The organism is Qipengyuania sp. B-5 (assembly GCF_056857815.1).
In genome coordinates this window covers 1-12,733 of sequence record NZ_JBSXNU010000042.1, presented here as the reverse complement: position 1 = coordinate 12,733, position 12,733 = coordinate 1, and the positions used below count along the sequence as shown (strand labels likewise).

20 protein-coding genes are annotated in these 12,733 nt (G+C 60.5%); all 20 read right to left on the bottom strand.

The annotated features are described in order from the left end of the window. Nucleotides 1-36 precede the first annotated feature (36 nt). The 20 genes from rplE to AC13CE_RS06895 all read right to left on the bottom strand — a co-directional run bounded on the left by rplE (nucleotide 37) and on the right by AC13CE_RS06895 (nucleotide 12,556). Nucleotides 37-615: a 50S ribosomal protein L5 gene (rplE, locus tag AC13CE_RS06990; RefSeq protein WP_221539088.1), complete on the bottom strand. Its 579-nt coding sequence runs from the start codon at nucleotides 613-615 to the stop codon at nucleotides 37-39. Further along, on the bottom strand, nucleotides 608-928 hold the full coding sequence (rplX, locus tag AC13CE_RS06985) for a 50S ribosomal protein L24 (protein ID WP_221539090.1): 321 nt from the start codon (nucleotides 926-928) through the stop codon (nucleotides 608-610). Before rplX ends, rplE begins: the two co-directional genes overlap by 8 nt. Then, a complete protein-coding gene (gene rplN, locus AC13CE_RS06980; RefSeq protein ID WP_138615862.1) occupies nucleotides 928-1,296 on the bottom strand; it encodes a 50S ribosomal protein L14 in 369 nt (122 codons plus the stop codon). Before rplN ends, rplX begins: the two co-directional genes overlap by 1 nt. 55 nt (nucleotides 1,297-1,351) lie before the next feature. Continuing rightward, nucleotides 1,352-1,642: a 30S ribosomal protein S17 gene (rpsQ, locus tag AC13CE_RS06975; RefSeq protein WP_090478788.1), complete on the bottom strand. Its 291-nt coding sequence runs from the start codon at nucleotides 1,640-1,642 to the stop codon at nucleotides 1,352-1,354. A gap of 10 nt (nucleotides 1,643-1,652) precedes the next feature. Beyond that, the gene (gene rpmC, locus AC13CE_RS06970) at nucleotides 1,653-1,862 is read right to left on the bottom strand and encodes a 50S ribosomal protein L29 (RefSeq protein WP_221539092.1); all 210 of its coding nucleotides are present in this window, start codon (nucleotides 1,860-1,862) and stop codon (nucleotides 1,653-1,655) included. Beyond that, nucleotides 1,862-2,296, bottom strand: a complete 435-nt coding sequence (gene rplP / locus AC13CE_RS06965; RefSeq protein ID WP_040963569.1) for a 50S ribosomal protein L16 — start codon at nucleotides 2,294-2,296, stop codon at nucleotides 1,862-1,864. The genes rpmC and rplP overlap by 1 nt, the downstream gene beginning before the upstream one ends. A 21-nt stretch (nucleotides 2,297-2,317) precedes the next feature. Then, a complete protein-coding gene (gene rpsC, locus AC13CE_RS06960) occupies nucleotides 2,318-3,013 on the bottom strand; it encodes a 30S ribosomal protein S3 (RefSeq protein ID WP_482971982.1) in 696 nt (231 codons plus the stop codon). A gap of 1 nt (nucleotide 3,014) precedes the next feature. Beyond that, nucleotides 3,015-3,392 carry a 50S ribosomal protein L22 gene (gene rplV, locus AC13CE_RS06955; protein ID WP_160728630.1) on the bottom strand — a complete coding sequence of 126 codons (378 nt, stop codon included), beginning with the start codon at nucleotides 3,390-3,392 and terminating at the stop codon, nucleotides 3,015-3,017. Beyond that, nucleotides 3,392-3,667 carry a 30S ribosomal protein S19 gene (gene rpsS / locus AC13CE_RS06950; protein ID WP_221539097.1) on the bottom strand — a complete coding sequence of 92 codons (276 nt, stop codon included), beginning with the start codon at nucleotides 3,665-3,667 and terminating at the stop codon, nucleotides 3,392-3,394. The genes rplV and rpsS overlap by 1 nt, the downstream gene beginning before the upstream one ends. Nucleotides 3,668-3,673: 6 nt before the next feature. Continuing rightward, the gene (gene rplB / locus AC13CE_RS06945) at nucleotides 3,674-4,510 is read right to left on the bottom strand and encodes a 50S ribosomal protein L2 (RefSeq protein ID WP_221539099.1); all 837 of its coding nucleotides are present in this window, start codon (nucleotides 4,508-4,510) and stop codon (nucleotides 3,674-3,676) included. Further along, nucleotides 4,510-4,830 (bottom strand): 50S ribosomal protein L23, encoded by a 321-nt coding sequence (locus AC13CE_RS06940; RefSeq protein ID WP_221539101.1) that lies wholly within the window; start codon nucleotides 4,828-4,830, stop codon nucleotides 4,510-4,512. Before AC13CE_RS06940 ends, rplB begins: the two co-directional genes overlap by 1 nt. Then, a complete protein-coding gene (gene rplD / locus AC13CE_RS06935) occupies nucleotides 4,823-5,446 on the bottom strand; it encodes a 50S ribosomal protein L4 (protein WP_221539103.1) in 624 nt (207 codons plus the stop codon). The genes AC13CE_RS06940 and rplD overlap by 8 nt, the downstream gene beginning before the upstream one ends. 2 nt (nucleotides 5,447-5,448) lie before the next feature. Continuing rightward, on the bottom strand, nucleotides 5,449-6,306 hold the full coding sequence (rplC, locus tag AC13CE_RS06930; RefSeq protein ID WP_482971981.1) for a 50S ribosomal protein L3: 858 nt from the start codon (nucleotides 6,304-6,306) through the stop codon (nucleotides 5,449-5,451). Nucleotides 6,307-6,550: 244 nt separating this feature from the next. Beyond that, complete coding sequence (rpsJ, locus tag AC13CE_RS06925; protein ID WP_006831877.1) at nucleotides 6,551-6,862, bottom strand: 30S ribosomal protein S10; 312 nt, start codon at nucleotides 6,860-6,862, stop codon at nucleotides 6,551-6,553. Between the two features lie 316 nt (nucleotides 6,863-7,178). Continuing rightward, a complete protein-coding gene (gene tuf, locus AC13CE_RS06920) occupies nucleotides 7,179-8,354 on the bottom strand; it encodes an elongation factor Tu (RefSeq protein ID WP_221539107.1) in 1,176 nt (391 codons plus the stop codon). Between the two features lie 93 nt (nucleotides 8,355-8,447). Beyond that, nucleotides 8,448-10,541: an elongation factor G gene (gene fusA / locus AC13CE_RS06915; RefSeq protein WP_482971980.1), complete on the bottom strand. Its 2,094-nt coding sequence runs from the start codon at nucleotides 10,539-10,541 to the stop codon at nucleotides 8,448-8,450. A gap of 137 nt (nucleotides 10,542-10,678) precedes the next feature. Beyond that, a complete protein-coding gene (gene rpsG / locus AC13CE_RS06910; RefSeq protein WP_482971979.1) occupies nucleotides 10,679-11,149 on the bottom strand; it encodes a 30S ribosomal protein S7 in 471 nt (156 codons plus the stop codon). 24 nt (nucleotides 11,150-11,173) lie between these two features. Then, on the bottom strand, nucleotides 11,174-11,545 hold the full coding sequence (gene rpsL, locus AC13CE_RS06905; protein ID WP_006831873.1) for a 30S ribosomal protein S12: 372 nt from the start codon (nucleotides 11,543-11,545) through the stop codon (nucleotides 11,174-11,176). Between the two features lie 375 nt (nucleotides 11,546-11,920). Further along, nucleotides 11,921-12,328 carry a type II toxin-antitoxin system death-on-curing family toxin gene (locus tag AC13CE_RS06900; RefSeq protein WP_473822777.1) on the bottom strand — a complete coding sequence of 136 codons (408 nt, stop codon included), beginning with the start codon at nucleotides 12,326-12,328 and terminating at the stop codon, nucleotides 11,921-11,923. After that, nucleotides 12,329-12,556 (bottom strand): AbrB/MazE/SpoVT family DNA-binding domain-containing protein, encoded by a 228-nt coding sequence (locus AC13CE_RS06895; protein ID WP_221539113.1) that lies wholly within the window; start codon nucleotides 12,554-12,556, stop codon nucleotides 12,329-12,331. Between the last annotated feature and the right edge of the window lie 177 nt (nucleotides 12,557-12,733).

Below are 12,733 nucleotides of genomic sequence, written 5' to 3'. Positions count from 1 at the left end.
TTAAGTTCCTTCCTTATCCTGCGATCCGGGGGCGGCTCACGCCGCCTCCTTCTCTTCCGACTTTTCAGCCGGGAACGGGAAACCGAAGAGACGCAGAAGTTCGCGCGCTTCCTCATCGGTCTTCGCCGTGGTGGTTACGATGATATCCATGCCCCGAACCTTCTCGATCTGATCGTACGAGATTTCGGGGAAGATGATCTGCTCTTTAAGTCCCATTGCGTAATTGCCGCGACCGTCGAACGACTTGGCGTTGAGGCCACGGAAGTCGCGGATGCGGGGCATTGCAATGGTCACGAGGCGGTCGAGGAACTCGTACATGCGCTCGCGGCGAAGGGTCACCTTCGCACCGATCGGCATGCCTTCACGCAGCTTGAACTGCGCGATCGACTTCTTGGCCTTGGTGATGACCGGCTTCTGACCGGCAATCTTGGCCATTTCTTCCGCAGCGGTCTGGACCTTCTTCTTGTCCTGGCTGGCTTCGCCCACGCCCATGTTGAGCGTGATCTTTTCCAGCTTCGGAACTTCGAGACGGTTCTTGTAGCCGAACTTCTCGGTCATCGCCTTGACGATCTCGTCGTCGAAGCGCTGCTTCATACGGGGGGTGTAATCAGCCATCGATGGTCTCCCCACTCTTCACGGCAACGCGCACCTTCTTGCCGTCCTTTTCTTCGAAACGGACGCGGGTGGGCTTGCCATCCTTGGGATCGGCAACAGCAACCTTGCTGATCGACATCGGCGCTTCGAAACGGTCGATGCCGCCCTGCGGGTTCTGCTGGGTCGGCTTGCGGTGACGTGCAGCGATATTGACGCCTTCGACGACGACCTTGCCTTCTTTCGGCATGACCTTCGCGACGGTACCGGTCTTGCCCTTGTCCTTGCCGGACAGGACGACGACGCTGTCACCTTTCTTGATCTTAGCGGCAGCCATTACAGCACCTCCGGAGCAAGCGAGATGATCTTCATGAACCCGCGGCCACGCAGTTCGCGGACCACCGGGCCGAAGATACGGGTGCCGATCGGTTCTTCGTTCTTGTTGACGAGAACAGCGGCATTGCTGTCGAAGCGGATCACGCTGCCATCGGGGCGGCGCACATCCTTCCTCGTACGCACGATGACGGCGCGATGGACATCGCCCTTCTTCACCTTCGTGCGCGGTTGGGCTTCCTTGACGGAAACCACGATCACGTCGCCGACGGACGCGGTGCGGCGCTTCGAGCCGCCCAGTACCTTGATGCACTGGACGCGCTTGGCGCCGCTATTGTCCGCGACGTCGAGATTGGATTGCATCTGGATCATCGATCCCGTTCCTTCTCAATTGGCTTGCCGGAACCAGTCCGGCAGTTCCTAAACGTCAGTTGCCTGCGGCTTCGACTTCGAGGTCGGCCTCGACAGCCTGGGTTCCGCCTGCCGTCACCCGATCCTTGACCATCCAGGTCTTGGTTTTCGAGATCGGTTTGGTTTCTTCGATACGCACGACGTCGCCGAGCTGGTACTCGTTCTTCTCGTCATGGGCGTGGTACTTCTTCGAACGACGGATGATCTTCCCGTAGAGGGGGTGCTTCACCTTGCGCTCGACGAGCACGGTCACGGTCTTGTCGGTCTTGTCGGAGGTGACGGTCCCGATCAGGATACGCTTGGGCATGGTCTACTCCTTACGCCTTGGCTGCCGCTGCACGAGCGCGTTCGCCCTGCAGCGTCTTGATCTTGGCGATCGAACGACGGACTTCGCGGATGCGAGCCGGAGCTTCGAGCTGGTTGGTCGCAGCCTGAAAGCGCAGATTGAACTGCTCGCGCTTGAGGCTGGTCAGTTCTTCGTCCAGCTGGTCATCGCTCTTCTGGCGCAGATCTTCGATCTTGCTCATTATTCGCCTCCGAGGTGCGAGGTGTCGCCCAAGCGGGCAACGACCTTGGTCTTGACCGGCAGCTTCATGGCTGCGCGGCTGAACGCTTCGGCGGCCAGCGGACCAGCGACGCCGTCGAGTTCGAACAGGATGCGGCCCGGCTTCACACGAGCTGCCCAGTATTCGACCGAACCCTTACCCTTACCCTGACGGACTTCGGCAGGCTTCTTGGAAACCGGCACGTCGGGGAAAACGCGGATCCAGAGACGACCCTGGCGCTTGATGTGACGCGTGATCGCGCGGCGAGCCGCTTCGATCTGGCGTGCAGTGATACGCTCCGGCTCGAGGGCCTTCAGGCCGTACGATCCGAAATTAAGCGTGGTGCCGCCCTTGGCGTTGCCATGGATCTTGCCCTTGAACGCCTTGCGGTACTTGGTTTTCTTCGGTTGCAGCATGGTTCTTTCCTATACCTGCAATCAGCGAGCCGGACGGACGCCGGAGGTCTGCGATTCCATCATCAGACGATCCTGCGCGGTCGGGTCATGGCCGAGAATCTCGCCCTTGAAGACCCACACCTTGATGCCGATGATGCCATAGGCGGTCAGCGCCTCGGCTTCGGCATAATCGATGTTGGCGCGCAACGTATGAAGCGGCACGCGGCCTTCGCGATACTGTTCGACGCGGGCGATTTCCGCACCGCCAAGACGGCCGCCACACATGATCTTGATGCCTTCGGCACCAAGGCGCATGGCCGACTGCATGGCGCGCTTCATCGCACGACGGAAAGCCACACGGCGGATCAACTGATCGGCGATGCCCTGGGCAACGAGCTTGGCGTCGACTTCCGGCTTGCGGATTTCGACGATATTCAGCTTCACTTCGCTTTCGGTCATCTGCGACAGTTTGGTGCGCAGCTTTTCGATATCTGCGCCCTTCTTGCCGATGATGACGCCGGGACGCGCAGCATAGATCGAAATACGGCACAGCTTCGCCGGACGCTCGATCACGACCTTCGAGATTGCAGCCTGGGCAGCGTTCTCGAGGATGAACTTGCGGATCTCGATATCCTCGGCCAGCAGCTTGGCGTAATCACGCCCTTCGGCGTACCAGCGGCTGTCCCAGGTGCGGTTGATCTGCAGGCGCAGACCGATCGGATTGCTCTTATGGCCCATCTTACGCCTCCTCCTGCTCGCGGACGACGATACGAAGGCGGCTGAACGGCTTCAGGATGCGCGTCGACTTGCCGCGACCACGGGTGTGGAAGCGCTTCATAGTGATCGACTTGCCCACCGAAGCCTCTGCAACGACCAGCGCGTCGACATCGAGGTTGTGGTTGTTTTCCGCGTTGGCGATCGCCGAAGCGAGAACCTTCGTGGCATCCTTAGCCATCGACTTCTTCGAGAAGGCGAGGATGTTGAGGGCCTCTTCGGCCTTCTTGCCGCGAATAAGCTCGGCAACGAGATTCAGCTTCTGCGCGGAACCACGGATGGTGGTGCCCACGGCCAGAGCCTCGTTGTCGGCGACGCGACGGGGTGCTTTCTGCTTGCTCATCAGCGCTTACCCTTCTTGTCGGCAGCGTGACCCGGGAAAGTGCGCGTGGGCGCGAATTCGCCGAGCTTGTGACCAACCATCTCTTCCGAGACGGAGACCGGGATGAACTTGTGGCCGTTGTACACGTTGAACGTGAGACCGACGAACTGGGGCAGGATGGTGCTGCGGCGCGACCAGGTCTTGATCGGCTTGGTGCTGCTTGCGTCCTGCGCCTCTTCTGCCTTCTTAAGAAGGCTGAGTTCGACGAACGGACCTTTCCAGACGGAACGAGCCATGTCGGATTACCTCTTCTTCTTCGCGTGGCGCGAACGGATGATCATCTTGTCCGTCTGCTTGTTCTTGCGAGTACGGGCGCCCTTGGTCGGCTTACCCCACGGAGTGACCGGATGACGGCCGCCCGAGGTCCGGCCTTCACCACCGCCATGCGGGTGATCGACCGGGTTCTTGGCGACACCGCGGGTCAGCGGCTTGATACCCATCCAGCGACGACGACCGGCCTTGCCCAGGTTCTGGTTCTGGTTGTCCGGGTTCGATACGGCACCGACGGTACCCATGCAGTCAGCACGCAGATAACGCTGCTCACCGCTGTTGAGACGCACGATGACCATGCCGCGATCACGACCGACCAACTGAACGTAGGCACCTGCCGAACGGGCGATCTGGCCGCCCTTGCCCGGCTTCATTTCCACGTTGTGGCAAATAGTGCCGACCGGCATCTGACCGAGCAACATGGCGTTACCGGGCTTGGTGTCGGTCTTTTCGGCCGCGATGACCTTGTCGCCGACAGCGAGGCGCTGAGGAGCAATGATGTAAGCCTGCTCGCCGTCTTCATACTTCACCAGGGCGATGAAAGCGGTGCGGTTGGGATCGTATTCGATCCGTTCTACGGTACCTTCCACGTCCCACTTGCGACGCTTGAAGTCGATGAAGCGGTACTTCTGCTTGTGACCGCCGCCGATGCCACGCGAGGTGACATGACCCTTGTTGTTCCGGCCACCGGTCTTGCGCTTGCCTTCCGTGAGCGACTTGACGGGCTTGCCCTTATACAGGCCCGACTTGTCGACGAGGATGAGGCCGCGGCGCGCGGGGCTCGTCGGTTTGTAATTCTTGAGTGCCATCAGCCTACACCTTCCGTGATGTCGATCATCGAACCCTCAGCGAGGGTGACGATCGCCTTCTTCACGTCGTTGCGCTTGTAGGGCTTGCCCTTCCAGCGCTTGGTCTTGCCCTTCACGTTGATCGTGTTCACCGCGACGACCTTGGCCTTCTGCTCGGCGTAGATCGCCTCGACAGCTTCCTTGATCTGCGGCTTGGTCGCATCGCCTGCGACCTTGAACACGACCGCGTTGTTCTCCGAAGCCATGGTCGACTTTTCGGTGATGTGCGGAGCGAGGATCACGTCGTAGTGACGCGCTTCGATTGCCTGCTTCTTAGCCATTGAAACGGCCCTCCAGCTTCTCGACCGCGTCCTTGGTGAGGACCAGCGTGTCGTGCTTCAGGATGTCGTAGACGTTGGCACCCATCGCCGGCAGGACGTTGACGCCCGGCAGGTTTCCGGCAGCCTTCTTAAAGCCGTCATTCACACTTTCGCCGTCGATGACCAGGACCTTGCCGGCCCAGCCATTCTTGTCGAACATGCCCTTGAGCGCCTTGGTCTTGGCATCCTTGAGCTCAAGACTGTCAACGACGATGAGGCCGTCCTTCGCCTTGCTCGAAAGCGCCATTTTGAGCCCGAGCGCGCGGATCTTCTTGTTCAGCGACTGCTCGAAGTCACGCTTGCGCGCACCATGAGCCTTACCGCCGCCGATGAAGATCGGAGCGCCGCGGTCACCGTGACGAGCGCCGCCCGAACCCTTCTGGCGACCGAACTTCTTGCCCGTGCGAGCAACGTCCGAACGCTCACGCGTGGGGCGTGCGGTTCCGCGACGGTTCTCGAGCTGCCATGTGACAACGCGGTGCAGGATGTCGGCGCGCGGCTCGACGCCGAACACATCGTCGTTCAGCTCGATATCGCCCGACGCCTTGCCGTCGATTTTCTGGACCTTGACCTTCACGATCAGGACTCCTTGCTTTCACCGTCGGCAGCGCCGTCGGTGGTGGTTTCGGCGTCCGCACCCGATTCCTGCTGCTGCATCAGCTTTTCCTGCTGTTCAGCGGAGACTTCGGTGCTGACTTCGTGCTCGGCTGCGCTTTCGACGAGGCCGGCATCAGCTTCCTGATGCTCGAACTCTTCGCGATTGCGGTACATCACGCCCGGGAACGGGAGATTTTCCGGCATCGCAACCTTCACGGCATCACGAACCATCAGCCAGCCATTCTTCGCGCCCGGGACGGAGCCCTTGACGAAAAGAAGGCCGCGATCGGCGTCTGTGCGCACAATTTCGAGGTTCTGCTGCGTACGCTGGCGGTCACCCATGTGACCAGCCATCTTCTTACCCTTGAACACGCGACCCGGGTCCTGACGGTTACCCGTCGAACCATGCGAGCGGTGCGAGATCGAAACACCGTGGGTGGCGCGCAGACCGCCGAAGCCCCAACGCTTCATGGCGCCGGCAAAGCCCTTACCCTGGGTGTGCCCGGTGATGTCGACCTTCTGGCCGGCAACGAAGTGTTCGGCGGAAATGCGGGCACCGACAGGAAGAAGACCTTCCTCGCTATCCACGCGGAATTCCGCAACCTTCATCTTCAGCGGAACCTCGGCCTTGGCAAAGGCTTCGCGCTGCGGCTTGTTCACGTTCTTCTGTTTCGCTTCGCCCGATCCGACCTGGACGCCGTAATAGCCGTCACGGTCTTCCGTGCGATGTGCGGTAACCTGGCAATCTTCCAGCGAAAGAACGGTCACGGGTACGTGCCGTCCATCCTCCTGGAAGAGGCGGGTCATCCCGACTTTCTTTGCGATCACGCCTGTGCGCATCGTCAAACTCCTCAACAGAGGCACCCAAGGGCCCATCCCCAGGGTGCTTGCCAGCCCGATTGTGCGATGCGTGCCCCGTCCGGGCTGATTGCCTCCCATGGGGAAGCAGACGGGGGACGCAGTCCCGGATCAAATCCGGCGGTATCCCGATGTCTTGCCTGACCTTGCGATCCGGCGGGGCTATCGAGCGCCCCTGAATTTTCCTGCGGATTAAGGTCCGGCAGGTGGACCGAAATCAGTTGGCTCAGGCCAGCTTGATTTCGACGTTAACGCCTGCCGCGAGGTCGAGCTTCATCAGCGCGTCGACGGTCTGGGCGTTGGGCTGCACGATATCGAGCAGCCGCTTGTAGGTGCGCACCTCAAACTGCTCGCGCGACTTCTTGTCGATGTGCGGGCCACGGTTCACGGTGAACTTCTCGATACGCGTCGGCATGGGAATGGGACCACGAATAAGGGCACCCGTGCGACGCGCGGTGTCTGCGATCTCACCAGTTGCCTGGTCGAGAACGCGATGGTCGAACGCCTTGAGGCGAATGCGGATATTCTGTGCTTCCATTACCTACACCGATGCGAAAGAGCCAAACGGGCCAGCAAGTGGACCGCAAACAAAAAGAAAGGTCTGCCCCGCTTGCGAGCCCGGTTTCCCGGATGCGGGCGACCTTCCATGAATTCTCTTATCAGGGACGAATCCCCGTCTGTTGGCGCGCATATACGGGGGAGACCCCGATCTGGCAACCCCCGAATTCCACCAAGACGAACTTGCAGTCATCGAGAGTGACAAAGTGCGCCTGACGGCAGCATTTCGCCTCCACTAAATGGCAGAAACCCGCCCCTCCCGAAGGAAGAGCGGGTCCTGAATTTACAGTCGAAGCTTACTTCGAGATCTTCGAGACAACGCCCGAGCCGACGGTACGACCGCCTTCACGGATTGCGAAGCGCAGACCTTCGTCCATAGCGATCGGTGCGATCAGCTTGACATCGATCGTCACGTTGTCGCCCGGCATCACCATTTCGGTGCCTTCGGGAAGGATCACTTCGCCAGTCACGTCGGTGGTGCGGAAGTAGAACTGCGGACGATAGTTTGCGAAGAACGGCGTGTGACGGCCGCCTTCGTCCTTCGAAAGGACGTAGACTTCGGCGCTGAACTCGGTGTGCGGCGTAACCGAACCGGGCTTCGCCAGAACCTGGCCACGCTCAACGTCTTCGCGTGCCACACCGCGGATCAGGGCACCGATGTTGTCGCCGGCTTCACCGCGGTCGAGCAGCTTACGGAACATTTCGACGCCGGTGACGGTCGTTTTCGAAGTGTCCTTGATGCCGACGATTTCAACTTCGTCACCAACGTTCACGACGCCGGTTTCAACGCGACCCGTGACAACCGTACCGCGACCCGAGATCGAGAACACGTCTTCGATCGGCATCAGGAACGGCTTGTCGACTGGGCGATCCGGGGTCGGGATGTATTCGTCGACGGCTGCCATCAGTTCCTTGATGGAGTTTTCACCGATTTCTTCGTCACGACCTTCGAGTGCAGCCAGAGCCGAACCCTTGATGATCGGAATGTTGTCGCCATCGAAGTCATACGAGCTCAGGAGTTCGCGGACTTCGAGTTCAACGAGTTCGAGGATTTCTTCGTCATCGACCTGGTCGACCTTGTTCAGGTAAACGACCAGCTGCGGAACGCCGACCTGGCGAGCGAGCAGGATGTGTTCGCGGGTCTGCGGCATCGGGCCGTCAGCAGCGTTCACGACGAGGATGGCACCGTCCATCTGGGCCGCACCGGTGATCATGTTCTTCACGTAGTCGGCGTGACCCGGGCAGTCGACGTGCGCATAGTGGCGGTTGTCGGTTTCGTACTCGACGTGCGCAGTCGAGATGGTGATGCCGCGCTCACGCTCTTCGGGAGCCTTGTCGATGTTGGCGAAATCGACGGCCGAACCCATGACCTTGGTGATCGCCGCGGTCAGCGTGGTCTTGCCGTGGTCAACGTGACCGATGGTGCCGACGTTAACGTGCGGCTTATTACGCTCGAATTTTTCCTTCGCCATTTTACAATAACCTCTGTCTTAAAATTTGGGATTTCTGCGGGGAGGAAACGGCGCCCGCTGAATCAGGCGCCGCCCCTAGACCTGTCGGCTCGCTTACGCAAGCTTCTCCTTGACTTCCTGCGCCACGTTGGCCGGAACTTCGTCATAATGACTGAACTGCATCGTGTATTGTGCACGACCCTGGGTGAAGGAACGCAGTTCGTTCACGTAACCGAACATGTTCGCAAGCGGCACGTTGGCTTCGACCGCCTGGGCATTACCACGGCTGTCTGTGCCCTGGATCTGGCCACGACGTGAATTGAGGTCGCCGATGACGTCGCCGAGATAATCCTCGGGGGTCACGACTTCCACCTTCATGATCGGCTCAAGCAGCTTGATGCCGGCACGCTCGGCCACTTCACGCATGGCGCCGCGGCCGGCGATTTCGAACGCGATCGCGCTCGAGTCGACGTCGTGGTAGGCACCGTCGTAAAGGGTTACAGTGAAGTCGATGATGGGGAAGCCGACGAGATGGCCGCTTTCGGCCTGTTCGCGGAAACCCTTCTCGATCGCGGGGATGTATTCCTTCGGAATGTTGCCGCCCTTGATTTCGTCCTGGAAGACGAAGCCCTGACCGCGCTCACCCGGCTCGACCTTGACCTTGACTCGACCGAACTGACCCGAACCACCCGACTGCTTCTTATGGGTGTAGTCCACGTCGACAGGCTTGCCGAGATATTCGCGATAAGCCACCTGCGGTGCGCCGACATTCGCCTCGACCTTGAATTCGCGCTTCATACGATCAACGAGGATGTCGAGGTGAAGCTCGCCCATGCCCTTGATGATCGTCTGGCCCGATTCGTGATCGGTGGTGACGCGGAAGCTCGGGTCTTCAGCTGCCAGGCGGTTGAGCGCGACGCCCATCTTTTCCTGGTCGGCCTTGGTCTTCGGTTCGACCGAAAGCTCGATAACCGGCTCGGGGAATTCCATGCGCTCGAGAATGATCGGAGCGTTCGACGCACAAAGCGTGTCGCCGGTGGTGGTTTCCTTCAGACCTGCGATGGCGACGATGTCGCCTGCGAATGCTTCATCGATGTCCTCGCGGTTGTTCGAGTGCATCAGCAGCATGCGGCCGATCTTTTCCTTCTTGTCCTTCACCGAGTTCAGGACGCTGCCCTTCGAGAGCTGGCCCGAATAGATGCGGGTGAAGGTCAGCGAGCCGACGAACGGGTCGTTCATGATCTTGAACGCCAGCGCAGAGAACGGCGCATCGTCACTCGAAGGACGGGTTTGCTCTTCGTCGCTATCGGGCAGAACGCCCTTGATGGCGGGAACGTCGAGCGGCGAAGGCATGTAGTCGACGACCGCGTCGAGCAGGGGCTGGACGCCCTTGTTCTTGAACGCCGAACCGCACAGGACGGGGACGAAGTCCCGCGCCATGGTGCCCTTGCGGATCAGCTTCTTGAGCGTCGCCGCATCGGGCTCGTTGCCTTCGAGATACTGTTCCATCACGTCGTCGTCCTGTTCGACGGCGGTCTCGATCAGCATTTCGCGATATTCGGCAGCCTTATCGGCGAGCTCTGCGGGGATGTCGACATAGTTGAACGTCGCGCCGAGGCCATCGTCTTCCCACACGATACCGCGGTTGTTCACGAGATCGACAACGCCCTTGAGGTCGCTTTCCGCGCCGATCGGGAGATACAGCACAAGCGGCTTCGCGCCGAGACGGTCGATGATCGACTGTACGCAGTAGTAAAAGTCGGCGCCGGTACGGTCCAACTTATTAATGAAGCACATGCGAGGCACGCCGTACTTGTCGGCTTGGCGCCAGACGGTTTCGGACTGGGGTTCTACGCCGGCAACGCCGTCGAAGACTGCTACCGCGCCGTCGAGCACGCGCAGCGAGCGTTCGACTTCGATGGTGAAGTCGACGTGGCCGGGGGTGTCGATGATGTTGATGCGGTGCTTGGGACCTTTACCGTCCTCGGCTGCCCAGAAAGTGGTCGTCGCGGCGGACGTGATGGTGATGCCGCGTTCCTGCTCCTGCTCCATCCAGTCCATGGTGGCGGCGCCGTCGTGGACTTCGCCGATCTTGTAGGATTTGCCGGTGTAGTAGAGGATACGCTCGGTCGTGGTGGTCTTGCCGGCATCGATGTGAGCCATGATGCCGATGTTGCGGTACCGCTCCAGCGGATATTCGCGGGCCATGTGGAATTCCTCGTAAGTCGGGGGTGAGCTAGCTTGCGCCCCCATGTAGGGATTAATGTGACCGTTTCGAGGCCCTCCGATCCTTCGACAGGCTCAGGACGAGCGGGCGAAGGAGGAGAGCCCCGATACGGAACGCCTTACCAGCGGTAGTGCGAGAAGGCGCGGTTCGCGTCCGCCATGCGGTGCGTGTCTTCGCGCTTCTTGACCGCATTGCCGCGGTTGTTGGAGGCATCCATCAGCTCGCCCGAAAGGCGTGCGGCCATGGTGGTTTCCGGACGGCCACGCGCGGCCGAGATCAGCCAGCGGATCGCCAGCGCCTGGGCACGCTCGGGGCGCACCTCGACCGGCACCTGGTAGGTGGCACCACCGACACGGCGGCTGCGCACTTCGACCTGCGGCTTGATGTTTTCCAGCGCGGTGTGGAACACTTCCACCGGGTTCGCCTTGGCCTTGCTCTCGACGGTGTCGAGCGCGGTATAGACGATGCCTTCTGCAACGGCCTTCTTGCCGTCATACATCAGGTTGTTCATGAATTTCGAAAGGACCTGATCGTTGAATTTCGGATCAGGCAGGATTTCCCGCTTCTCGGGACGACGACGACGACTCATTGATTATCTCCTAAGTCCCGTGGATTATTTCGGACGCTTCGCGCCGTACTTCGAGCGCGACTGCTTGCGGTCCTTCACGCCCTGCGTATCGAGCACGCCGCGAAGGACGTGGTAGCGAACGCCGGGAAGGTCGCGAACACGGCCGCCGCGGATGAGCACGACGCTGTGCTCCTGCAGGTTGTGGCCTTCGCCCGGGATGTAGGAGATGACTTCGCGCTGGTTGGTCAGGCGGACCTTGGCAACTTTACGCAGAGCCGAGTTCGGCTTCTTCGGGGTCGTCGTATAGACGCGGGTGCAAACACCGCGCTTCTGCGGGTTCTGCTCCATCGCAGGGACCTTGGACTTGGCCTTCTGCGGAACGCGGCCCTTGCGGACCAGCTGGTTGATCGTCGGCATAGTTTCTCGCTTCACCGTATGGATGGCGGCGACTAGCGGGTTGACCGGCGGAGTATCGGGTTCGCGCCCTCTTGCCGTCACCCCGGACTTGATCCGGGGTCAAGCTTGACAAGACGCCGCGCGAAAGCGCGTCCACTTGCCTTTTGGCACGAGCCTGAAACACTCCACCCATCGGCCCACACGGCCACCGGGTTACTTTGACGGCTGCCCCGAAACGAAATCACTTTCCAGTTGATTCCGCTGCAATAGAAAAGAGCCTTATCGCATGTGCGACAGGCCCCCGGGACATGACCGGCAATGTTCAGCTCTATCTGACCGCTGTTGGACGAATCCTACACCGGATGGGCGCGCACTTACTGATGAAGGGCGGATTGGTCAAGCGCCGGTGCAATGCCGGCGCAGCCAGTCGGCCAGTTCATCCTCGGCAAGATCGCCCGATGCCAGGGCAAGCACGGTGAATAGCGCATCCCGCTCCGCAAAGGTCAGCTTGTAACCGTTGAGCCGCAAGAACAGCCGCGCTGCGATCCAGGCCGTGCGCTTGTTGCCGTCGACGAAGGGATGGTTGCGCGCAATGCCGAAGGCATAGGCCGCCGCCAGTGCACACGCGTCGTCCGTGCCATAGTGCCACTGGTTGACCGGCCGCGCCAGCGCGCTCGCCAGTGCACCGGCATCGCGCACCCCAGCAGGCCCGCCATGCTCGCCAAGCTGGCGGTCGTGCACGGCAAGGATGACCGTCTCGTCGATCCAGCGGGGTTCGCTGCGGTCGGTGACTGGCTTGGGCACTTATTTCGCGAGTTCGCGCAGGATGTTGCGATCCTCGCGCATGATTTCCTCGGCAAGGTCCATGGTCGCAGCGAAATCGGGATCGTGCGCGGTCAGGCGCATTCCGTCCGGCGCTTCGGTCAGATGCAGCGCATCGCCCGGCCCAACGCGCAAGCGAGCCAGCACTTCCTTGGGCAGGACGATCCCTGCGGAATTGCCGATGCGGGTTATCTTGAGCGTCGTGTTCATACGGGTGTTATAACGTGCGGGGGAAGCGTGTGCAAGTGACGTGATGTCGTGGACGGCTCTCGCACCAGCCTAAATATGGCAAGGTGCAGTCGTTGTAGGTCCACGTCTAGGAGTCGTTCCATGGAGAAAGAGGTTGTTACCGTCGGATTGGATCTGGCGAAGAACGTATTTCAGATA